Genomic DNA, 23,279 nt, shown 5'->3' on the forward strand with positions numbered 1-23,279 from the left:
GATAACAGATAGTAAAAAGCCCTCAAACGATAATCGTTCGGGGGCTTTTTTAATCACACAATTGGCTAACTATTAATTAGGCAAAGCATTAATCGTTAACGGATCTATCTCAGGTTTATCTAAACGTAATCTCGTTAATGCATTTAATCCTGCATCACTGATCCCGCCAGAATATACTTTAGTTCCATCAGCATTAGTTACTGAAGTTTCACCCACATTCCATGTCATGAAAAAATCTCTTAAATCATAACCTGATACGTAAGAGCTGCATACCATCATTAAATCACCCGCGTTTAATCCAGTATCACTAGAACTACAATAATTTACGCCATTATCACCTTGTTGATCACCTCGAGCTTTTCTGTGCATTAATTTAACCATATTCCAACCTTGATCTTGATTGTAAATCGTCGGTTGAACATCACCATCAACATACCAATCATCAATTTTAAAATGGCTTTCTGCCCAAATTTTCAACTGACCAAACATCACTAAACGAAGTCCAGCATCGCCTTGACTCCATGCATGACCATCATTAGAACTTAACCAAATAGGCGCTTTTTGAATACTCGTTCTAATTCGATCCATTTCAGGCTTGTCATTACGACCGTCTAATTCTTGCATATATAACGCTAGAATATTATTCGTCACTTCAGTACTGCCAGGAACAGAAAATGGTGCAGAAGCTAGGTTATGACCAACTTCATGCCATACCAACCAATCATCAATTGCATTCGTTGGTGGCTTCGTTGCGTCTACGTTAAATGAACTGCTCATTACAGGATAACCTGAGTGCGCTGCACCAATAGAAATTTGCACATCATTAACAAAACGATGGCGGAACTCTTTTAATGCAGGGTAAGTAAAGCGACGATGTTGGCCACCTTCACTCACTTCATCACGCCCATAAAAATCACTTGCTGCATTAGCAAAGCGGTTCATATTATAACTAAACTCATTAAGATCAGCTGTCTTAACGTTATTAAGAGCAGTCGTATAAATAAATGAGCCCGTATCTATTTCAGCAATTGGAGCCGTTGATGACTCAGGGGCATTTATCCACTCACCTTTTGCACTATCAGGATCCTTTTTCCACCACGCTGCTTTTTCAACACCAATAAGATTAAACGATGCAATCGTTGAATCTCCGCTCAGAACCTCAGTTGGTTTAATATAAATTAGACCACCATAAGGCACTTTAAAGGTCAGTAATGTTCCATCATAAGCATAACTAGTTTGCATTCTTGGTGGACGATTTAAACTGGTTTCATGTTGAGGTTTACCCGTTAGATCATCCGCCATCATGACAGTGATCGTTGCAGAAACCCCACCATTAATAGTGATCTCGCTAAGTTGGGGCGCCCATAACCCCGTAGATTGATTATTTCCTGCAGAATAACTGACCGCTTTACCTGCCGTCTCGATATTTACGGTCTCTGTGATCGTTGAAGCGACGGTTCTACCTGGGTACTTAGTCGTATCAACCGTGATTTCATGATCCCAGAAAGAACGACCTAACATAATACGAGTTAGTGGCTTTTCCATGTAGTTTAGTGGGTAACTTGGATTCATTTGCCCAACAAGTTCACCTTCACCATAAATCATTCCATTTTTAATTAACTTAGTCGCTAAATCATCAGGACACGTTAATCCATTGCCATGCGCATTATTCGTGTAGCAATTAAGAAAACCTACCGCAGTTTTAAAGCCGAGTTCATCTTGAACGTTTGAATCATAAGCATAAGCGTTGTCATTCCACATCCAAATAGAAAGATTATCGTAAGTTTGATTTAACTCGACGGAAGATAAACGAATGCCTTGCTTACCTTTGGTGCGGTAATAAAGCTCATGCTCCATTAGTGCATTAAAGTTATCACCAAGGTTTGCCGCTTTAACCATACTTTCTACAACGTCTTGACTCATTTGATAGCGATCAAAATCTGCACGTCCGTACGACCCACGAACTTCTATACCATCACCTTGACGAGTTTCTATGCAGTTAAACTCATATTCATAACCATTAGAGCATAAAGGAGTGCCTGTAAACGCTGTTTGTAATTCAGAGATTGCAGCCGCTCTTTCTTCTTCATTTTTAACAAAAATACGAGCAAATTTGGTTTCCATTACTGGAGCACCATTTTTATCTAATACTGGCTGAGCTTTATCATCACGTTTGATCATTTCATAGGTTGGGATTTCAAATTTGATCTTAGTTTCATCTTTGATCCATTCGACCGAACCATCCTGAGTAACGGTATAAGGTTGCTTTCCATCCACATCTTGGAAACGTTCAAGAACCACCATTTCATACTGACTCTTTACATGAAGATTTGGGGATGGTGCTTGACAATAATATGACGAGCCACAAAATGCTTGCGATGTGGGCGTTACGTTACTTCCACCTAATGATACACCTGCAGAGTCAGCTAAACGCCCAATAGGTTCAGGGTTAGTGATTCTATCGATAGCGTCCATAAATAGAACGCTACCACCATCATTAATGTACGTAATTAAAGCGGTAATATCATCTTGACTCAGGTTTGGATTCTCTAAATCAGCAATAAAACGATGACTCATGCCATCACCTTGGGGCTTCGGAGGGTAAGCTTGAAGAATCAACAACGGTGTTTCTGAGGCCGATAAATGCCCTGAAAAACCATCTTTAGTTAACATTTCAACAGATGGTGAGAAACCAAAAGATGGATTAACAAAGAAATCATATGCAGTTCCATGAGAAGTACCAGAACGTAAAGCAGTAGCAACGTCTATATTGGAAGCAACATTGATGCCTTTAATTGTCTTATCATTATTTAACCATGTAAATAAATTAGAGAAAAAGGTCTTCATACTGCCGTTATCATTACGAGGATCATTTGCTAGATCAAATGACGATGTACATGATTTTTTGACACTATCAATACGTAAAGCATCATTAGCCCAATAGTTATCAGGGCATGAAATAATGCTTGGGTACATACTATTACCCATAAATACCACTTTACCCGCACCAATTTCACCGGCGGTAACGAATGGGAAACCGAACGTTGCATTATCTTTCGATACAACAGGGATAGCTGGCATCTTATCTATTCCTGGGTATTCCGCAATATAAGGACGACCTTCACGAGTCCATGCTTGCTGCTGACCAAATGGGATGTCTTTATTAATATCAGCACGAGGCATCATTATTGGAAATGCTCGATTAGATAAATTTAATGCGCGCATTCCTCGAGTGTAACCTGTCGCACCATAGAAACTGCCGTTGTCATTAAATACATGGAAACTGCCAACTCCCTTGAATATTGCAGTGAGAGAGTCGGTAACATAGGTACCACTATCGACAGCAAATACATGTGGATAATCTGAAAAATAAAATGATGGCCCTTGCGGTTGTAACTCTGCATCAATAGCGGCAGTTAAACCATGTTCAAATTGTGCATCAAATTCATTCGGAATCGAGAACTGTGTGCCTTCAATCATTCCACCGCTAGGTAAACTCAGATTAATTAGTTCATTGATTACATTAGGATAAAGAGAGAAAACCTCTTGTACTCGATTTGATATAAGCAGTGTATTATTACTATTTTCTGCATATCGTGTGATTAATGACTGAATATTTGATTTTACAATTTCATTATCGCTGACATCTGTAATTTTATAGTTAATTTGATTGCCGGTTACACTGCCAAATTCAAAAGTATTAATACTAAAGGTAAGTTTGTCACCCCACAGGTATTCAAATTCACCATTGTCATCCGTGATCCCAATAGCATTAGTAGAAAAGAAATTAACCCCAGCTAATGGTGTACCATTATCATCTGTTAATTTACTTTTAGTTAACACCTGTGCTGCTGAACTTGGTTTATAAGCGTAACTGTCTTCTGCGCTGGCTGATACAAACCCACTATTGAGGTCATTACTTGTACCAGGTGTGACAACTGGCGCTATTTCAGCATCAACATGAGAACTAGGTGCTTTACCGACGTCATCAGTGGCTTCTTCTTCTTTTGACTCCAAAAATGCATTTACAGAGTCATTATTGCCCAAATCTGAATAGATCTCTTGAATATCAATAGAATCAAAGTCATCTAAACAAATGCGATCTTGATGCTCACATGTGGAAATGGATTGTAGAATTTTCGTTACGTTAACCCCTTTACTGTCTTGAAGATCAAAAGAAGCAGGCACGATTGTATTAACCAAATCGATTGATTTAACCTTAGGAAAAGAAGCTTTAAAACGACCTAACTCTACCGCACCAAAAGAACAGTTAAATTCATTCCCTTGTTTAACGGTAAATGTACTTGTATTTTTATCTAAAACTACGCCGTTACAGCTGACTTCACCGGAAACGGTTTTACCCGAAGCCATCAAGGTACCAACGTATGTCACCGGAGGAATAATATCCGTTGGCGGTATCGGTTCTGGCGTTGGTTCAGGATTAGGCTTTGGAGGTGTCACCGAACCACCGCCAGTTCCTACATCAGGAATCGGTCCTGATGTATCTATATTCTCGTCATTACACCCAGCAAGCAGCATCGATATTAACGACGCTAATAATAATTTTTTACTCATGACTCAACCTTTTAAAAGTGCCGAAACTAATCGTCCAGTTCACTAAGGCCGAAACATATCACATTTATTTTCACTCAATCTTATAAATAATACAGAAATAGAATCAAAATCATGAATGTGAATTATATTTACATTGAATTACTGAATGTTATGTAGTTATCTTCTCCCATCTAAACATTAATCACATAAAGAAATACAACCCTCAACAGTTCATTAAATTTTAGGCAATAAAAAAGGCCAACCTATAACAGGCTGGCCTTTTTAATTTTTAAAACTGAATTAAAAATTAAGCGTATACAGGTAGACGCTTACAAATTTCTAATACTTTCGCTTTAGTTGCTTCGATAACAGACTCATCACCCATGTTGTCTAGAATGTCACACATCCAGCCAGCAAGGTTCTTCGCGTCTTCTTCAGAGAAACCACGACGAGTAATTGAAGGAGAACCAACACGGATACCAGAAGTAACAAATGGGCTACGTGGATCGTTTGGTACTGAGTTTTTGTTAACGGTAATGTTAGCTGAACCCAGAGCCGCATCGGCTTCTTTACCAGTGATGTCTTTGTCGATTAAATCAACCAAGAACAGGTGGTTTTCAGTAGAGCCTGAAACGATGTTGTAACCACGAGCAAGAAACTCTGCAACCATTGCTTTTGCATTAGCAACAACACGAACTTGGTATTCTTTAAATTCTGGTTCTAGTGCTTCTTTAAATGCCACCGCTTTACCAGCGATAACGTGCATTAGAGGGCCACCTTGACCACCAGGGAATACTGCTGAGTTCAGTTTCTTGTAAAGATCTTCGCCTTCGTTAGAAAGAATAAGACCACCACGAGGACCAGCCAATGTTTTATGCGTTGTTGTTGTTACTACGTGAGCGTGTGGTACTGGGTTAGGATAAACACCAGCAGCAATAAGACCCGCTACGTGAGCCATATCTACGAAGAAGTAAGCACCAACTTTGTCTGCGATTTCACGCATACGCGCCCAATCACATACTTGAGAGTAAGCAGAGAAACCACCGATGATCATCTTAGGTTTATGTTCTATTGCTAGCGCTTCCATTTCTTCGTAGTCAATTTGACCCGCTTCATCAATACCGTAAGGAATGATGTTGTAAAGCTTACCAGAGAAGTTTACTGGAGAACCGTGAGTTAAGTGACCACCGTGAGCAAGGCTCATACCTAACACGGTATCGCCAGCGTTTAGTAGTGCCATGTAAACGGCATTGTTCGCTTGAGAACCTGAATGCGGTTGTACGTTTGCGTACTCTGCGCCAAACAATTCACATGCACGGTTGATAGCCAGTGTTTCCACTTTATCAACGAACTCACAGCCACCGTAATAACGCTTACCAGGGTAACCTTCAGCATACTTGTTTGTTAGTTGTGAACCTTGAGCTTCCATCACTCGTGGGCTAGTGTAGTTTTCAGAAGCAATCAGCTCGATATGCTCTTCTTGACGTACTGTCTCTTCCTGGATTGCTGCAAACAAGTCTGCATCGTAATCTGCAATGTTCATATCACGCTTAAGCATCTGTATCTCCTGACTCAGATAAATATAAAACCCAAAAATAGCCCAATGACGCAAACGATTACGTCACTAGCCTTAACTGGTCGTTATTCTACATAATTTGATCTGGATCAGATAGCCTCAATTGTACTTTTCTTTGTTATTTTTGTTGGGGATTACTCATTATCAACATGAAAGATATTCATTAAGTGTCAATTTTTAGCTTTACACTGTGTAAAGGGTTAACTACAAACTACGTCGGATATTTATAGCCAACAGATTGCATAAAATTCATCTCACCCTATGCTAGCCTGCATTATTTTGTTGGTATCGATATTATGGAAAAAATCAAACACACTCACAAAGAAGATGTCATTGCGATTTTAACAGGGACATTTTTAGTCTCTCAAGGGATCTTCTTTTTGCAAGCTGCTAATTTATTAACGGGCGGAACGACAGGCTTAGCATTGCTGTTAAGCCAAATGACAGACATCAGTTTTGGGGTTTTATACTTTGTGTGCAACCTCCCTTTTTATGCGCTAGCTTGGAATCGATTCGGTAAGAAGTTTGCACTAACAAGCTTAATTTCAGGTGCACTCGTTTCTATCATGACCGATCATCTAAATATGATGATTTCAGTTGACCATATTAATGATATTTATTGTGCAGTTGCTGGCGGTTTATTGATGGGGTTAGGTATGCTGATATTATTCAGACACCGTTCAAGTCTTGGTGGCTTTAATGTCTTATGTTTATTCATTCAAGAGAAATTTGGCATTTCAGTGGGCAAGGTTCAAATGGCAATTGATTTCTGCATTTTAAGCGCCTCTTTCTTCTTTATTACGCCTTCGTTATTACTGATTTCCGTTCTTGGTGCTATCGTATTAAACATTGTGCTTGCAATGAATCACAAACCAAATCGTTATATTGTGACTTACGGGTCGTAGTTTCCTCATAAAAAAAGTGACATGAAATGGCCATGTAATTTCAACTACGTGGCCATTTTCAGATCCAACAATTACTGTATTACGGTGCACTCTTTAAGAACAACGCGACCTAACTCAAGAATTGCAGAATCCCCCTTCCCATGAAAGACAATCGTCTTACTCACATCAGGCATTCCATCATCTGAAATGTATTTCATCCCTGATGCTGATACTGCTCTTTTTAATGCATAATCTTCTTTTGGTAATTGCAGCAACGCTTTATCGTCATTAAATGTTATTTGAAAATTACGTCCTGCTTCGCACGTATAGTGCACGGGTTGTGCCGTTCCCATATCTGGCATCGTCGTCGAACAACCAGCAAGCGTCATCACAGCAGCCAAAGCGAATAATTTTTTCATACCTTCCTCAATCGTTTTATTTTTACTGATTATAGAATAAATGAACTCAAAAAAGAGGGTTCAAAATAGATATTTATTCAACTCATCCGTTAAATAACAGCCACTACTCCCCCCTGATATCTGTTATTCATATAGGTGACAAGCAACATCATGCTCAGCACTATCAATACACTGTCTTTGTGGTTCTATCTCAACGCATCTTTTTTCAGCTTTTGGGCATCGAGTCGAAAAACGGCACCCTTTAGGCGGGTTAATTGGCGAGGGTACATCGCCTTTTAGTATGATTCTTTTTTTTCCTCTAAGTCGAGGATGAGCAACCGGAATCGCAGACAATAACGCTTCTGTATAAGGATGTTTAGGTGAATGATATAAATCCTCTGAATTGCCGTACTCAACAATCTTCCCTAAATACATAACCGCCACTTTATCTGAAATATGTTTCACTACAGAAAGATCATGAGCAATAAATATAAGGGCTAAATTCATCTCCTTTTGAAGATCTAATAACAGATTAATGATTTGCGCTTGTACTGATACATCCAATGCCGATACCGACTCATCACACACTATCAATTTTGGTTTTAAAGCAATGGCTCTCGCAATACCAATTCGTTGTTTTTGTCCCCCAGAAAACTCATGTGGATAACGAGTAATCGCACTGGGTGATAATCCCACTTTAACTAACAGATCCTTTACCCACTCTTTGCGCTCTTTCGCTGTCCCTATACCGTGAATGATGAAAGGTTCTTCTAAAATCATTTCAATAGTATGCCTTGGGTTTAACGATTCTGTAGGATCTTGAAAGATAATCTGCATGTCTTGACGCAGAGATCGCATTGCTTTACTTCCGAGATCAGTAATGTCTTTTCCTTCAAAAAAAATGTTACCGGCCGTTGGTTCAAACAACTTCAGCAAACTGCGCCCTAGTGTGCTTTTACCACATCCAGACTCCCCAACTAATCCTAACGTCTCACCTTCATTAACACTCAGAGATACGCCATCCACAGCATGTACAATGTATCCTTTATTAAATACACCTTTACCTGAAATGAAATGTTGTTTTAATCCCTCAATTCTTAATAACTCCATCATAATGTCCCCTCTGATTTATTCTCAATCAACTGACCAGAAAAATGACAGCTCACATTATGCAACGGTGAAATCTGAGTCAATTCAGGTACCACCAAATCACATTGGTCTTGTTTGAATTTACAACGAGTAGAGAAGCGGCACCCTTGAGGCATTTCATTTAATGATGGTACGGTACCCTGAATGGTTTCAAGCTCTGTTTTAGGTTGTAAACTTAAGCTTGGCATTGAGGACATTAATCCTTGAGTATAAGGATGCAGAGGATTATCAAATAACTCAAAAATGTCAGCTTGCTCAGCCACTCGACCAGCGTACATCACCACCACTTCGTCACAGATTTCAGCCACAACACCAAGATCATGAGTAATAAAAATGATCGACATCCCCGTCTCGTCTTGCAGTTTTTTCATCAACGTTAAAATTTGCGCTTGAATCGTGACATCAAGTGCCGTCGTTGGCTCATCACAAATCAATATATCTGGCTCACACGCTAATGCGATTGCGATCATCACTCGCTGCCTCATCCCCCCTGATAAACTATGAGGGTATTCATGTAAGCGAGATTCAGGAGATGGCATACCTACTTTTTCAAGCATTTCGATAGAATACGCTAAACGCTGTTTTTTGTTTAAATCAGAGCGATGCAATTCCAACACTTCATTGAGTTGTTTCCCAATCGTATGTACCGGGTTTAGTGCCGTCATTGGATCTTGAAAAATCATCGAAATGTGATTGCCACGCATTTCATATAATTGACTTGGACTAAGTTGAACTAAATTTGTATTACCATATAAAATCTGTCCAGATACGACATTGCCGTAAGGATTAGGCAATAAGCCCATAATAGACAGTGCTGTTACGCTTTTTCCACAACCTGATTCCCCAACAATGCCAATGGTTTTCCCTTTAGGGACATCAAAACTGACACCATCAAGTACTCGAATGATCCCTTCATCGGTTTCAAATTCAGTGATCACATTTTCCACTGACAATATGATTTGTCTATCCATGCGCATCTTCACTATTTTTATAGTTATAATTTATAGGTTTCATCAACAATAATAACGGGCTCAAATGCCTTACCTGATTTCATCGCCGCTTTGGTTTCTTTTTTTATCGATTCATCAATCCAGAACGTACTGAAGGTTTGAGAAAAACCCCAACCATGGAATAAATAACCCGTTTGTTTTGTTGCCATTTTTTCGGGTAACTTCATCCAACGCCAATAACCAGAACGAGCGTAAGGCACCATATAACCGGGAACAATAACATTAGCATCTGCAATCGCTTGTTGAATTTCGCGAGACAATGCCTGTTTTTTATCAATATCAAATTCGTTTTTAAATGAATCGATTAAGGTATCCAGTTCAGGTGACGTAAAATTAGTAAAATGATTGGTTTGCGGTTTATTTGCATTGTCTGAATGAAAATATTCCCAATACGCAGGGATCTCACTGGTTCCCATATTATGAAAAGAAATGTCGTGCTTCTTCTCAAGTACGTATTTAAACATGCTTGAACCATCGATCAGGTTTAACTCAAAATCGACTCCAGCAAGCTTGGCTTGTTCACGTAATACCGCAATTCGAGGAGTATGAGCTTGAGCGGAATACGTGATGGCGAAACTGAGTCGTTCACCCTTGGCATTTATTCGAATGCCATCAGGGCCTATTTTTTCAAATCCGGCTTTCTCAAAATATTCGATGGCTTTTTTCGCATCAAATGTAGGTGCATTGATGGTGGTATTATCGTAGCCAATATGACCAAATCCCATCCCATTGGGTTTACGTGAATAGTCCCCTCTCAACACTTTGGCGATCATCATGTCAAAATCGGTGGCATACATAATGCCTTTACGAATGTTCATGTCATTCAGCATCGGTTTTGCTGTGTTTAACCATAAGCCACCCGCACCAACAGGGGCTTGGTTATATACCCAAGCCTTCTGAATATACCCATTTTGATAGTTTTTACCGTTCGATTTCTCATGCCATAAATCGGGACGAAGTAACGTAAAAGAATCTAAATTTCCTTTTTCAAAATGCTTTAATGCGATGTCATCATCACGGATCACTTTGATATTGATTTTCTCTACGTTGTAGCGATTCTGATTGTATTTATTTTCGTAGCCCCACCAATCTTCACCCACATGTTTAAAAACAATATTTTTTCCTTTTTTGATTTTATCGATGTAATAAGGTCCTGTAACCGGTTCTGGTTTAAAGTTATATTTACGAACAAATTTATCGTCAATACCATCGTTGTTTTCATCGAGTTTTGGCTTGCCATAGAAATGCGCAGGACGGGGCATTAAATTAGTATATTGAATCAACTCATCACGATTACGTTCTTTGGCTGAAACAACCCCAATAGTATGAGCGTCATAAGAAATAACATCGGCGATTTCATTGGTAAAAAAATCGTTATACCACGGCGCGACAATGTCTTTTGAGCGCATTAACGTCAGCATGAATTGGTAATCATCCGCGGTTACCGGCTTTCCATCACTCCATGTTGCTTTTGGATTTAATTTGAAATACATCGTTTTATTATCGTCACCAAACGCCCACGATGTCGCCAAGCCAGGCAGCCACTCACCCGTATTTGGGTGTTGAATTAACGGCGGTAAATTGGCCTCTACAATCCAAGAACGAAAAGCACCATTTGAATCGGGACCAACCGAGCGAAATGTCTGAGGAAAACTCAACGAATACGTACGATAAGTGCCACCAAACACGGCCTCTGGTGAAGCAAACGTCGGCGCTAAATCATTCGTTTTCCATTCTAAATTTGTCGGTAATTCAGCAGAAAAAAGTCCGACGCTAAATAACGCTGCAGATGCCGAAAATAACGTCATTTTATTTTTTATTGTCATAGATTCCTTCCTATTATTTATTCTTTTTGGCTTACACATAACGCGTGTGTTTTTTAGGGTCAAAAGCTTCTCGTATTCCCTCACCAATAAAAGTCACCATAATCAATACTGTAACAATAGCAGTCACGACCGAACTTGCTATCCAAGGAGAATCTAAATTGGATTTACCTTGCTGTAATAATTCCCCCCAACTTGGTGTGGGTGGCATAAGCCCTAATCCTAAATAATCCAAAGCGGTTAGCGCGGTAATATTAGCCACAATCGTAAATGGTGCTAATGTCACTATCATCACCATCGTATTGGGTAAAATGTGATGAAATAAAATTCGTGAATTTGAAGCCCCTAACGCTTTCGCTGCCATAACGTACTCACGAGATTTCTCTTTATAGGTCATTGTTCGCATGTACCATGTCATCCCCATCCACCCAAACATGACATTAATTAGTGTGAATAGCATGAAGCTAGGTTTCATTATGGAAACAAGGATCATGATGACGTATAAAAAAGGCACCATTGACCATATTTCAATAAAGCGCTGAAAAAACAGATCAAACTTGCCCCCAAAGAACCCCATTGCACAGCCAACCGATACACCTATCGCATATGAAATGACTAAAGTAATAAGCGCAAAGCCTATCGCAATCCTAAAGCCATAAACCAACCGCGATACAATATCTCGCCCAATGGTATCGGTACCCAAATAATGCTGCGCTTCAACACTAGGTGCGGTAGGCGGAAAATCCCCTGAGAAATCTTGTTCATAAGGATTCCAAGGCACAATCGGCATAACAACAAAATCACCATTATCTTGTTCTTTAAATTCAGTTTTTAAGTCTCGGTAATTCGTTTCATGGACATAATCTAATCCAAACGTTTCGCCTGATTTAACATCACCGTACGTTGGAAAGTGCCACTCACCTTGGTAACTCACCAGTAAAGCTCGACTGTTTACAAAGACTTCAGCAAAGATCGACAACACGAGCAATAAGAGCAGAATAATGAAAGACCAATAACTGCGTTTTATCGCTTTAAAGCGCTGTATTTTTTTCTGCGTTAATGGACTTACTTTTAAGATAGACGACATAGTTAGGCTCCAAACTTAACGCGAGGATCAACCACTGCCACACACACATCAGATAAAATATTCCCTATCATCAGCATCATTGCGTTAATAGCGAACAACCCCATCACAACCGGGTAATCTCGCTCCATGATCGCTTCATAACCCAGCAACCCAATACCATCAATATTAAATATCACCTCAATCAAAAATGATCCCGTCATAAAAAACATCAACGAATTACCAAAATGACTCGCGACCGGAATTAGACTGTTTCTTAATGCGTGTTTACGTACGGCCGTTTTAAATGGCAAGCCTTTTGCAATGGCTGTTCTTACATAATCGGCCGCCAAATTTTCCATCAAATTGTTTTTCATCGTCATTGTAAGCAATGCAAAATCACCAATCAGATAACAAAACAGAGGCAAAACCGCATGCCACATAATGTCTTTTATTTGTTCTATCGCACCGTAGTCATCAAAATCATCACTGACAAATCCCCCCATCGGGAACCACTCCATTTGATAACTAAATAAACTAATTAAGAAAACGCCAATGACATAACCGGGCAAAGCGAAGCCAACAAAAATAGCAACAGAGGACATAGAATCGAGGATGGAACCGTGCTTTAAGGCTTTAAAGTAACCCAGAGGAATTGAAATAAGATAACTGAGTAAAAAGGTCATTCCTCCATAAAATAAAGACACGGGTAATCGTTCAGAGATCATGTCCCATACGGGTTCGTAATAGCGGGTGGATTCACCGAGATCAAGAACGACCAATTTTGTTAACCAATCATAATAAGCTTCAAACACGGGCTTATCTAATCCATAAAAGGCGTTAAGTTCTGCGATTTGCTCTTCAGATAATGCATTATTTCCATCAGTAACGCTGCTGGTTCCCCCAGTTTCAGAACTCCCTTGCATTTGTAAACTCAGCAGCATTCTTTCTACTGGTCCACCAGGCACAAATCGGGTTAGCGCAAAAATGAGTAAGGTAATACCGATGAAAGTAGGGACAACCAATAAAAGCCGTCTAAATAAATAAGATATCATCCGTGACTAGTACTCCATGTCCAAGGCGCAGACTCCGCTGCTTATCATTATTTTTTATAATAGTTTTATTAAGTTAGCTCAATAAATAGAGAATCACAATGAAGGCTAGTGAGAATGCAATCAAGTTAACAGTTTGCAGGACCCTCATGGAAGGGAGAATGAGAACGTGTTTGGCACTATTAAAATAAAAGTGCCCCACATAAACGTTAAAGCGATAATGTATCGACAATCAGAAAAAAGAAGTTAACGCCGAGGATTATTGAAAAGGTACTTCGGTTAAGTGAGCCAAAATATCTTGTTGTTGCTCATCCGTTAGCTGATCCCATGTATTTATCGAATCGTTTGACTGAGCAGATTGAGTAGGCAACGTTTTTATGGTTTCTTCATCTGAAACCATGCTGTTTTTATCTAATTTATTCATATAAATCACCATACCCTTTTGCTCTTTAATTAAGACTTAACGCAACATTGTACTTAAAGTACTTTGCATTCATTTTACTACTGAGTCAATAGTATAAAAAAACGCCCATCGTTTTCACCATGAGCGTTGCCATCTTAATCGTTAACTATGTATGGTTTCAGGCTAGCTCTCCCGCACCTTTTAACGATTGCTCACTGTTTTCGACTAAAATAGCGGTCGCTGTTTTTTTCAAACTTTCCCAATCAGCATCATCAACCTGAATGCCATGACTCCATGCATTTTCTTGTGATCCATTCAGCTCAGCCGAATTAATATGAATGCTGTACCCTTCAGATAAAGCAACCACATCAAAATCTCGTACTGATAATTCAATGGTCATGTCATTTAATTTTCCACTGTTGAGCTCAACGTCATCTGACAAAAACAATTCAGGTGATACACACCCTCGATTTAAAACATACAAGGTCCGTTTAGGGCTAGTGCCATTTTCCCACTCGGCTTTACAAGCGATGCCTTTTGCTGCCAACTTCACCAACTCACTGTAGGCGAGCCAACGGTTATGGCATTTGGTTAATGTGATGCTTAAGCGTTTACGTTTCACCATTTTTTCAACCGCGTAATCAACAATCACAGGTAAATGGCAAGCCACACTGCAACCGTGTAAATCCACCACTAAATTACCTGATTTGGTCATGGTTATTTCGACAGGACAATCCTCCTCAACCGTTAAAAATTTGGTCGCATTATTAAAATGTCTGACGCCATTCAACCCAACCATTTGCAGATCTGCCACCATATTGGCAATAACATCAGCTTCTCCGCACGTTCGGCGCATGCCTAAGAATGCCTTATTAGTTACCGCTACTAATTCATTGTGTGACACGATCATTGGCCTTCTCCTGCGTTTGGCAATAACGGGAATAACCATTCCCCATCATGAACTTCATCTAACAAAGGCGCGCCTTGAAAAAAAGTAACTCGAACCCAGCGATCGGATCGTGGATCAAACTTCGTTGCACCAAAGACGGCTAATTTACACCGTAATAAATGCATTGGTAAAGACGACTTATGTAGTACATTCATTTGAATATCACCTAACGCTTTATGTCCTAATGTCCATACTCTGCGGCTTATTGCGCGATATTGAGGATGCTCTACTAAGAACTCAGCTAAAGACATTGATGCCTCACATTTCAATAATGCGTGATAAAGACGATACACTTGACGGCCAATATCAAGAGGCAATTCTCTGTCTTCGCCTTTCTCTTCACCTCGAACCCCAAGACGCGGTTCTTCTTTATCTTGTGAGCGATACCAAAACCAATAATTATTTTCAGGTTTAGTAAAGTCCGTTTTAATTGCCCACTGATAGCACGCTTCTACGGTCGTGATTAAGTCTTGAATCTTTTTTCCACTAGGTAACGATAGATTTTCATTGCAGTTCATTTGCTCTTCAAAACTATCAACTAATTCAGGATAGATTTCCATCAAGCAAGAGAGCAACATTTCTTGAGCTTCTAAGCTCATACCATTTGAATGGGTAACGACATCTTCCCAAGTTGAACTTTTCGCTACGATGTTATCTAAACCAGCAATCAATTCGTTAAGCTCAGAAACCGCACGATGATTTAGCGCATCTTGGTGTTCATTAATCGTGATCACTTGCTGTAAATGTCTTACGCCTTTGTGCAATAACGTTTGTAATGGCGCTTTTCTCTCTCGCATTACAGGCGCATTAAGTACCGCAGATAACGCCATTTCTCGTGCGAACATCCACTGATCAACAATGCAAGGATGGTTAATTAAATAAGGAGCCATCCCTAACCCTGTCGCATTACCAACGCCAAGATAGCGTTGCAACTCACGATCGAGAGTAACGGCATTCACTCCCCCTTGCTCTGTCGCTAAATAATGAACCCAGTCCAAACTGAACTGACGTAATAAATAAACAGCACACATTTGAGCGCTAAAAGACTGATTAAAATCAGCATTGTTTTCTAGCAATTTAAAGTCTGCAATACCAAATTTACCATTACCATAAACCGCGGTCGTTCTTAAAATATACCCCACCTCGGCAAGCTCTTTTTGATTGGGTTGTTCGCCTCTAGATAAATGAGAGACAAGATGATCAAACACTCGAACACTTTTATTTGCTCTTGCTAACACCAAGACATTATTTGGGTTTCTACCCGCTTCTTGCAATGGCACGTTGGCTCTTAATTGGCTTAATAAATCGACATTTACCTCTCCAAGAACCAAAGCAAACGTTACATCCCACTTTTCAGCAATAACACGATCATTACGCTCTTCATCTGCAATTTCGTCACAAAAAACAACCAAATGATACGTATCATTAGGTGTCACTAATTTATAAATAACATGACCAAAACCTTGGGGTGATAATTTCCATTCATGCTTAGTGACTTGCCACTCTTGCTGTGCCATTTTACGTATTAAGCTACGAACAAAACTGATTCTATTTTGGTGCATTGCACCCAGTCTGTCCGGTGCCATTACAATCTCAGGTTTACGCAGATGAGTTTCAGCGTACGTTGAACGATGTGCATCCATGTTGCTCACCACCATTTCTAATTATAGGTGTATTGATAGGGGCTCTTTTATTAGAATTTAGTTCATTATTAGAGCCAAGTTGAGCGGCAAACACCGCTCTTGCTTCACGTTATTGGATGGGTTTACAACCCTTGTTCTTTTGCCATCTTCATGGCGATCCGTGGTGCATCCCAAAGTGAGGGCAACAAGATTAAAGAGACAGGAACAGCGGTAATGACAATAAAGGATTGCAATGCTGATATACCACCAGATCCAAGAGAGATAAGGATTAACGCCGTTACCCCCATCATCACGCCCCAAAAGGTTCTGATAATGGCATTTGGCTCTGTTTCTCCACTGATAACCACACTGATGGTGTACGTCATTGAGTCCCCCGTGGTCACAATAAAGATGGTGGTTAAAATTAAAAATAGGATTGACGTTACCATTGGCATTGGCAATTGAGAGGTCACGGCCAATAAAGCCCCCGGTAAATTAAACCCTTCAAAAGCCGAGCTCACACTGCCTGGATTCGCAATTTCAAAAGCCAATCCTGAACCACCGACTATCGTGAACCAAAAGCACGTCACAAGCGGTGCAATAATACTAATGGTAGAGATCAATTGGCGAATACTGCGACCGCGTGATATACGAGCAATAAAGATCGCCATCATTGGTCCGTACCCTAAGAACCATCCCCAGAAAAAGACCGTCCACCAACTTAACCAGCCTTCATCACCACGATAAGTTGCCATTGGAATGAAATTATCAATCATGCTGCCCACCCCTTGGATGTAGCCATTGACGATAAAGTTAGTTGGACCAAAAATAAGCACATAAACCATCAATGCTGACGCTAAAATAACGTTATAACGGCTAAGCATTTGCATGCCTCGATTCAAACCACTTAACGCAGAAATCGTGTATAGAGCGATCGCGAATAATATGATGATGAGCTGTGTGGTAAAACCATCTGGTATATCAAACAGAGCGTTTAACGCATAGCTCACCTGTAGACCTAAGAAACCAATCGGACCAATTGTCCCTGCCGCAACCGCCACAATACAACACGCATCAATCAATGCACCGGTGTGGCCAGTCAGTACGCGCTTACCAAAGAGAGGATAAAGTAAAATTCTTGGTTTAAGCGGTAACCCTTTATCATAATGAAGATGCATAACAACAATGGACGTTAAGCTCCCCACGATTGCCCATGCTAAGAATCCCCAATGCATAAAAGATTGTGATAACGCATTAACCGCCGCTTGCTGTACGTTCTCTTGCGCGCCGTATAACGGTGGTGCACTAACAAAATGAGCAATCGGCTCAGCAGCGGCCCAGAATACGCCTCCCCCCGCCAATAAAGTACAAAAGATGATCGCCATCCAGCGGAATCCGTCCATTTCAGGTTTATCGATCCCCCCCAAAATAACTCGACCGGTACGTCCTGCCGCCAACCCTAAACCAATAAGGAATGTCAGTAATAATAAGATTTGCCAATAAGGACCAAAGACACTCACCGCCCATGCAAATCCACTATTAACAATGGTCGACAGTAATTCAGCATTCACTAACGCAAGTGAGACAAATAAAGCGATAAAACCACCGCTATACCATAAGGCGGGGTTATCAAGCCCCAGTTTTTCTGCCGTGGATTCATTCTCTTTTATTGACGAATTCTTGCTTGAACTTTTCATGTTATCGGTTACATCAGACATACTCTGGCTCCAGTATTCAATTTGCAGCTGCAAAGGTGTGCTTGCTACCTACCCTATTATTGTTGTATTGAGTAGGTGCTCCATGTATGGGTTTCGTTTTACGAAATAGGCTCTAGTCCTTGTTTTAAAAAGTTAAACCAGTTTTCACCCAGTACTTTTCCGGCCTCAGATTCACTGAATCCATGACGCATTAATCCGTTGTAGATATTTTCCATTCCGGCACTGCCACAAAACCATGGGAGTGCATCGGGCCATCCTGAATTACTGGCGGACCCCTCTCCATAATTCATCGCTTTTGACCAACGACCATTACGCATCCATTCCAACACTTCTTGTGGTTGGTTTAAGCACAAATCACTGCCGATCCCTAAATGATCAATACCAACCATATCCGCCGTTTTTGCCACCATTTGGCAGAAATCATCTAACGTACACTCACTGCCATTGGGAAGATGGAAGGGATATAAGCTAAAACCTAACAGTCCACCACGCTCTGCCAATGCTTTGATCACCGTATCCGATTTGTTACGCAATGCATCATGAGCAAACGTAGGGTTAGCATGACTAATACAGATTGGACGTGAAGAGAGAGCAATCGCTTCAAGCGTCGATCGCTCTGCACTGTGTGACATGTCGACCACCATTCCAACTCGGTTCATCTCTTCAATGACTTGCTGACCAAACCGAGTAATGCCCGTGTCATTTTTCTCATAACACCCAGTCGCCAATAAACTTTGGTTGTTATACGTCAATTGCATGATGAGCAACCCTTGCTGACGCATCACTTCCACTAAACCAATTTCATCATCAATCGGAGAGCAGTTTTGAGCACCAAAGAAAATACCCACCTTGCCTTCTGCTTTCGCTACGTCAATATCAGCCATAGAGTGCACTGGCATAATGAGATCCGCATTCTGCTCAAAACGTAAGTTCCATTCAGCAAAGCGACTTAACGTGTCACGTGCATTTTCGTGGTACACCATGGTGGCATGAACCGCCGTAATGCCACTGGCTTTTAAGGTTTGAAAATATTCGCGATCCCAATTGCAGTACTGCAATCCATCAATCACAATCCGTTGCTGATACATAACGCACTCCTTATTTCATTTCGGTTTCATCTATTTACGTAGATTTTCCATCCATTTTAATAAGGACGTTGGTAAGCGGTTTTCACTACGGTATAAAATTCTTTTGCGTATTGACCTTGCTCTCGAGGGCCAAAGCTTGATTCTTTACGACCACCAAATGGAACATGATAATCCGTACCTGCGGTTGGTAAGTTGACCATGACACACCCTGTTTGAGCTTGTTGTTTAAACAACGAACTGGTACGTAAACTTTGAGTGATAATACCGCCTGTTAACCCAAAACGCGTGTCATTGGTGGTGGCGATAGCCTCTTCTAAATCAGCCACTCGGATCACACTTGCCATTGGTGCAAACACTTCTTCTTGGTTCACTTCCCATTTATTATTGGTATTAATAAACAGCGTTGGAGACATGTAATAGCCTTCATGCTCAAGACTTAAACGCTCACCACCAAACGCCAATTCTGCGCCACTTTGACGTGCGTTTTCCATCCAACCAAAGTTCGCATCCAATTGATTACCATCAACTACCGGTCCCATGAATACGCCCTCTTCCAATGCATGCCCCACTTTAAGTTGGCTCATTCGTTTGATTAACGCTTCAACGTACGCATCATGAATGCCATCCATAACAACCAAACGAGATGACGCGGTACATTTCTGACCCGCCCCTGAAAACGATCCGGCAATGGTGGCTTCAACCGCAATGTTAATATCGGCATCATCTGCAATAACGAGTGCATTTTTACTGCCCATTTCTAACTGACAACGCACAAAGTTTGGAGCGGTTGCTGTTGCTACTTTACGACCAGTATCAACAGAGCCCGTAAAGCTCACACCGTTTATCTCTTTTGAGTTAATCAATGCGTTACCTACTTGAGAACCATTGCCTAACACCAGATTGAACGTCCCTTCTGGTAAACCTTGGCGGTGAATAATTTCAGTTAATGCCACGGCACTTGCAGGTGTTAGATTTGCAGGCTTCCAAATGACGCTATTACCAAATGCCAATGCTGGTGCAATTTTCCAAGCAGCGGTTGCGGTTGGGAAATTCCAAGGCGAAATAACCGCAATCACCCCAACAGCTTCACGCGTCACTTCAACAGAAACACCCGGTCTTACAGAATCGGCACTGTCTCCGATTTGACGTAACACTTCAGCAGCAAAATATTGGAAGAACTGACCCGCACGATAAATCTCACCACGACCTTCCATAAAAGGCTTACCTTCTTCACTAGAAAGTAAACGGCCTAATTCATCACAACGTGCAATTAACTCATCACCAATCGCTTGTAATACGGCTTGCTTACGCTCTAGTGGTGTTCTTTCCCACTCAGGCTGTGCTTTTTTGGCCGCTGAAATCGCATCTTGAACTTGGCTTTCACTGGCTTGAGCAAAATGACCTAAATGTTGGCTAATATCTGATGGGTTAATGTTCGCAATCGTACTGATGCCCGATTGCCATTCTCCGCCGATGTACAACGATTTTTCTGCTGAGATATTTTGTGCTTGAACTGTCATGCTGCTTTCCTTGTCTCTGAGATCCACTGCCTTTAAGTCTGGCAATAAATGATGTTTATACAAATTTAATCAAAACTACTTTCCCGCTATTTTGGTTCAACCGCTGCATACACAACAAATTCAACCAACATTTCTTCGCGAGCTAACCCCGCAACAATCATTGCTGCACGGTTTGGATAAGGGGCATTAAAGTATTCTGCGTACACTTTATTTACGGTTGCTAAGTACTCTCTGTCAGTAACATAAATAAGTACCTGAAGTACAGAATCTAACGACTCTCCTGCACATTCCAAAGTGTGTACTAAGTTTTTAAACGTTTGGTGAGTTTGAGCTTCAATCCCTCCCTCAACGACCGCGCCTGATTGATCAATCGGAATTTGAGCCGTATATAGCGTGCCGTTGTTAACAATTGCCCACTCAAGAGGCGCTTTAGAGGCAAATAAATCGGTTTTTACTGAATGCTTTTTCATTTTAGTCTCACGCTCTCATTCGTCATGTAATCACAATGTTTCAATACGGTTAAATATTGCACATTGACAGATGATAAATCTAACGGTAAATTTCTTACGTTCGATAAGAAAAACTTATCACTTTAGTGAGAGTTCGATAAATAAAGGGCTAACAAGGCGGTCGATAAAATGAGCATTAAATTACAACAATTAAAACATTTTACTTTAGTCGTAGAAGAAGGCGGGTTTCGTGCCGCCTCTGGCCGTGCAAATCGATCGCAAGCCGCATTATCAACCTCAATTAAAGAACTCGAACGAATTTTAGAACAACCTTTATTTGAAGCCGGAAACAAATCAAAACTAACGCCTTTTGGTGAAATTTGTTTTCCAAAAATAACTCAGTTTTTAGACGTCTATGACCGACTCACGAATGATTTACGTGCGGATGCCGCAGGACAACAAGGGCGAGTTCGAATTGCCAGCGTTCCTTCTGTTGCCGCAAAATTAATCCCGAGTGTGCTAGGCGCATTCAGTGAAAAATACCCTAACGTAGAAGTCAGCCTAATTGATGACAATGCCGCAGGTGTAGAAGCTCGCTTACTGTCTGGGGAGGTCGATTTAGCGCTAGGAAATTATTCACAATTGGAAGAAAAAGCCATTCACTTTACCCCGTTGATAAGCGATCCTATTGGTGTTGTCTGCTTAAAAGACAATCCTATCGCCACTCATCCTGAAGGGATCGAATGGAAAACATTACTTGAACAAACTTTCATTAGAAACGGAACTTGTACATTGCTTAACTCGACGCCAGCTCGAGTACTCAGTGAGCAAGCTTTATATTCTGTTGAAAACATTACCTCCTTATTTTCAATATTAGAATTAGGAATAGGAATAACCACACTTCCAAAATTAGCCTTCCCAACCAATGAGACTCGTTTAGTGTGGATCCCTCTTATCGATCCTCCATTAGAGCGACAAATTGGTATATTTCAACTCGCTGACAGGACTATTTCGCCACAAGCACAGCAGTTTTATGATCTTTGCATTCAATATTTAAATTATAAATAACAATTTATTATTTATATATAATAGAGACAACCAAATATATTATTAAGTGAATAAGATCACAATATTCATTTTTCATGGTTATATTTTATAAATAACTACCCATAATAATAGTCACAACCCATTACCGTAAATATAAGATGATAATATTATATAGAATTATTTTTTCAATCAGCCTTTTAACTTTTTCAATATTTCCATCAATAAGTTTAGCCGGACTTAATTATAACCATAATTACTACACCAACACGGAGATAACCGACATATTAAAAAAAATGGAAGACCCTTTCACCGAAGAAAGCATCGATAGTTATTACCAATTATTTTCAGAACTTCAATCTTCATCAATGGAGCAAGAATATGTGTTATCTTTTGAAGAAACGGATGCACTTAAACGCTACCAAGACGCTGACTATCAAGCAATTAGAAAAGCGTTAATTACCAGTAACAATACTGAAGAAACCGCCGAACTCATTACTCATATTGATTCTGCATTTCAACAAGGTGTAAAGTATTCAGGGGATGTGTATCGTGGTGAATCAACATTAATGGCTTATAGTGAGGGTTTAATTAGTGTCGGTGATATCGTTAGTCCTAGTAGTTATGTTTCAACCTCGGTATCAGCAAGATCGTCTCAAGCCTTTTACAAAGGGCAAACCTCAAAGTTTGAATTAAAAGAAGGCGACGCGGCGATTGTTATGCCAAATATTAGAATGGATGAACTAGAAGTGTTGATTAATAGGAATAGTACATTTGAGGTAACGGCTATTAACATCACTCAGGAAGGGAATCACGTTATATATAGAGAAATTAGTTTAAACGATATCGGAGAACGACCAATTAAAGACATGCACACTGGAGAAAATATATCAGCATCAGAAGCATGTCTGTTTTAAAATAAAAACAATCCATCAGTAGTAAATGACAAAATCCATAATATATATACCACAATATTT

Annotated in this window: 18 protein-coding genes; 3 read left to right on the forward strand and 15 right to left on the reverse strand. The window is 40.2% G+C overall.

The window, feature by feature from the left end:
* Positions 1–72: 72 nt before the first annotated feature.
* Positions 73–4,575, reverse strand: a complete 4,503-nt coding sequence (locus A6E04_RS11400; protein WP_065611405.1) for an SslE/AcfD family lipoprotein zinc metalloprotease — start codon at positions 4,573–4,575, stop codon at positions 73–75.
* A gap of 286 nt (positions 4,576–4,861) precedes the next feature.
* A complete protein-coding gene (gene glyA, locus A6E04_RS11405) occupies positions 4,862–6,112 on the reverse strand; it encodes a serine hydroxymethyltransferase (protein ID WP_017023072.1) in 1,251 nt (416 codons plus the stop codon).
* A 314-nt stretch (positions 6,113–6,426) separates the two neighbouring features.
* Here glyA and A6E04_RS11410 point away from each other — a divergent pair, with 314 nt between their 5' ends.
* A complete protein-coding gene (locus A6E04_RS11410) occupies positions 6,427–7,035 on the forward strand; it encodes a YitT family protein (protein WP_012549649.1) in 609 nt (202 codons plus the stop codon).
* 71 nt (positions 7,036–7,106) lie between these two features.
* Here the strand turns inward: A6E04_RS11410 and A6E04_RS11415 are convergent, their stop codons facing one another.
* The 13 genes from A6E04_RS11415 to A6E04_RS11470 form a co-directional block, all read right to left on the reverse strand.
* Positions 7,107–7,433, reverse strand: coding sequence for an MliC family protein (locus A6E04_RS11415; RefSeq protein ID WP_065611407.1), 327 nt, complete (start codon positions 7,431–7,433; stop codon positions 7,107–7,109).
* Positions 7,434–7,556: 123 nt separating this feature from the next.
* Entirely contained in the window at positions 7,557–8,525 is a 969-nt protein-coding gene (locus A6E04_RS11420; protein ID WP_065611409.1) for an ABC transporter ATP-binding protein, read from the reverse strand.
* Entirely contained in the window at positions 8,522–9,532 is a 1,011-nt protein-coding gene (locus tag A6E04_RS11425) for an ABC transporter ATP-binding protein (protein ID WP_065611411.1), read from the reverse strand. Before A6E04_RS11425 ends, A6E04_RS11420 begins: the two co-directional genes overlap by 4 nt.
* Before the next feature lie 23 nt (positions 9,533–9,555).
* Complete coding sequence (locus A6E04_RS11430; protein ID WP_422614048.1) at positions 9,556–11,397, reverse strand: extracellular solute-binding protein; 1,842 nt, start codon at positions 11,395–11,397, stop codon at positions 9,556–9,558.
* A gap of 31 nt (positions 11,398–11,428) precedes the next feature.
* Entirely contained in the window at positions 11,429–12,472 is a 1,044-nt protein-coding gene (locus A6E04_RS11435) for an ABC transporter permease (protein ID WP_175365430.1), read from the reverse strand.
* A gap of 11 nt (positions 12,473–12,483) precedes the next feature.
* Positions 12,484–13,512: an ABC transporter permease subunit gene (locus A6E04_RS11440; protein ID WP_023603662.1), complete on the reverse strand. Its 1,029-nt coding sequence runs from the start codon at positions 13,510–13,512 to the stop codon at positions 12,484–12,486.
* 256 nt (positions 13,513–13,768) lie between these two features.
* A complete protein-coding gene (locus A6E04_RS21315; protein WP_175365425.1) occupies positions 13,769–13,933 on the reverse strand; it encodes a hypothetical protein in 165 nt (54 codons plus the stop codon).
* Between the two features lie 157 nt (positions 13,934–14,090).
* Complete coding sequence (locus A6E04_RS11445) at positions 14,091–14,822, reverse strand: DUF3726 domain-containing protein (protein WP_023603664.1); 732 nt, start codon at positions 14,820–14,822, stop codon at positions 14,091–14,093.
* The gene (locus tag A6E04_RS11450; RefSeq protein WP_065611416.1) at positions 14,819–16,504 is read right to left on the reverse strand and encodes a hypothetical protein; all 1,686 of its coding nucleotides are present in this window, start codon (positions 16,502–16,504) and stop codon (positions 14,819–14,821) included. The genes A6E04_RS11445 and A6E04_RS11450 overlap by 4 nt, the downstream gene beginning before the upstream one ends.
* Before the next feature lie 122 nt (positions 16,505–16,626).
* Positions 16,627–18,201, reverse strand: coding sequence for a BCCT family transporter (locus tag A6E04_RS11455; RefSeq protein WP_023603666.1), 1,575 nt, complete (start codon positions 18,199–18,201; stop codon positions 16,627–16,629).
* A 98-nt stretch (positions 18,202–18,299) separates the two neighbouring features.
* On the reverse strand, positions 18,300–19,289 hold the full coding sequence (locus A6E04_RS11460; RefSeq protein ID WP_023603667.1) for a membrane dipeptidase: 990 nt from the start codon (positions 19,287–19,289) through the stop codon (positions 18,300–18,302).
* A 56-nt stretch (positions 19,290–19,345) separates the two neighbouring features.
* On the reverse strand, positions 19,346–20,809 hold the full coding sequence (locus tag A6E04_RS11465; RefSeq protein WP_023603668.1) for an aldehyde dehydrogenase family protein: 1,464 nt from the start codon (positions 20,807–20,809) through the stop codon (positions 19,346–19,348).
* A gap of 86 nt (positions 20,810–20,895) precedes the next feature.
* A complete protein-coding gene (locus A6E04_RS11470) occupies positions 20,896–21,279 on the reverse strand; it encodes a RidA family protein (RefSeq protein WP_065611418.1) in 384 nt (127 codons plus the stop codon).
* Between the two features lie 168 nt (positions 21,280–21,447).
* On the opposite strand from A6E04_RS11470, the gene A6E04_RS11475 reads away from it, so the two are divergent.
* Together A6E04_RS11475 and A6E04_RS11480 are read left to right on the forward strand one after the other, a co-directional pair.
* Complete coding sequence (locus tag A6E04_RS11475) at positions 21,448–22,326, forward strand: LysR family transcriptional regulator (protein WP_017023058.1); 879 nt, start codon at positions 21,448–21,450, stop codon at positions 22,324–22,326.
* Positions 22,327–22,598: 272 nt separating this feature from the next.
* Positions 22,599–23,219 carry an ADP-ribosyltransferase gene (locus A6E04_RS11480; RefSeq protein ID WP_017023057.1) on the forward strand — a complete coding sequence of 207 codons (621 nt, stop codon included), beginning with the start codon at positions 22,599–22,601 and terminating at the stop codon, positions 23,217–23,219.
* Positions 23,220–23,279 lie beyond the last annotated feature (60 nt).

The sequence above is a fragment of the Aliivibrio logei genome (assembly GCF_001691055.1).
Taxonomy (GTDB): domain Bacteria; phylum Pseudomonadota; class Gammaproteobacteria; order Enterobacterales; family Vibrionaceae; genus Aliivibrio; species Aliivibrio salmonicida.

Coding starts and splice junctions, on each gene's coding strand:
- A6E04_RS11400 (WP_065611405.1), bottom strand. CDS start 4,575: ATGAGTAAAAAATTATTATTAGCGTCGTTAATATCGATGCTGCTTGCT.
- glyA (WP_017023072.1), bottom strand. CDS start 6,112: ATGCTTAAGCGTGATATGAACATTGCAGATTACGATGCAGACTTGTTT.
- A6E04_RS11410 (WP_012549649.1), top strand. CDS start 6,427: ATGGAAAAAATCAAACACACTCACAAAGAAGATGTCATTGCGATTTTA.
- A6E04_RS11415 (WP_065611407.1), bottom strand. CDS start 7,433: ATGAAAAAATTATTCGCTTTGGCTGCTGTGATGACGCTTGCTGGTTGT.
- A6E04_RS11420 (WP_065611409.1), bottom strand. CDS start 8,525: ATGATGGAGTTATTAAGAATTGAGGGATTAAAACAACATTTCATTTCA.
- A6E04_RS11425 (WP_065611411.1), bottom strand. CDS start 9,532: ATGGATAGACAAATCATATTGTCAGTGGAAAATGTGATCACTGAATTT.
- A6E04_RS11430 (WP_422614048.1), bottom strand. CDS start 11,397: ATGACAATAAAAAATAAAATGACGTTATTTTCGGCATCTGCAGCGTTA.
- A6E04_RS11440 (WP_023603662.1), bottom strand. CDS start 13,512: ATGATATCTTATTTATTTAGACGGCTTTTATTGGTTGTCCCTACTTTC.
- A6E04_RS21315 (WP_175365425.1), bottom strand. CDS start 13,933: ATGAATAAATTAGATAAAAACAGCATGGTTTCAGATGAAGAAACCATA.
- A6E04_RS11445 (WP_023603664.1), bottom strand. CDS start 14,822: ATGATCGTGTCACACAATGAATTAGTAGCGGTAACTAATAAGGCATTC.
- A6E04_RS11450 (WP_065611416.1), bottom strand. CDS start 16,504: ATGGATGCACATCGTTCAACGTACGCTGAAACTCATCTGCGTAAACCT.
- A6E04_RS11455 (WP_023603666.1), bottom strand. CDS start 18,201: ATGTCTGATGTAACCGATAACATGAAAAGTTCAAGCAAGAATTCGTCA.
- A6E04_RS11460 (WP_023603667.1), bottom strand. CDS start 19,289: ATGTATCAGCAACGGATTGTGATTGATGGATTGCAGTACTGCAATTGG.
- A6E04_RS11465 (WP_023603668.1), bottom strand. CDS start 20,809: ATGACAGTTCAAGCACAAAATATCTCAGCAGAAAAATCGTTGTACATC.
- A6E04_RS11470 (WP_065611418.1), bottom strand. CDS start 21,279: ATGAAAAAGCATTCAGTAAAAACCGATTTATTTGCCTCTAAAGCGCCT.
- A6E04_RS11475 (WP_017023058.1), top strand. CDS start 21,448: ATGAGCATTAAATTACAACAATTAAAACATTTTACTTTAGTCGTAGAA.
- A6E04_RS11480 (WP_017023057.1), top strand. CDS start 22,599: ATGGAAGACCCTTTCACCGAAGAAAGCATCGATAGTTATTACCAATTA.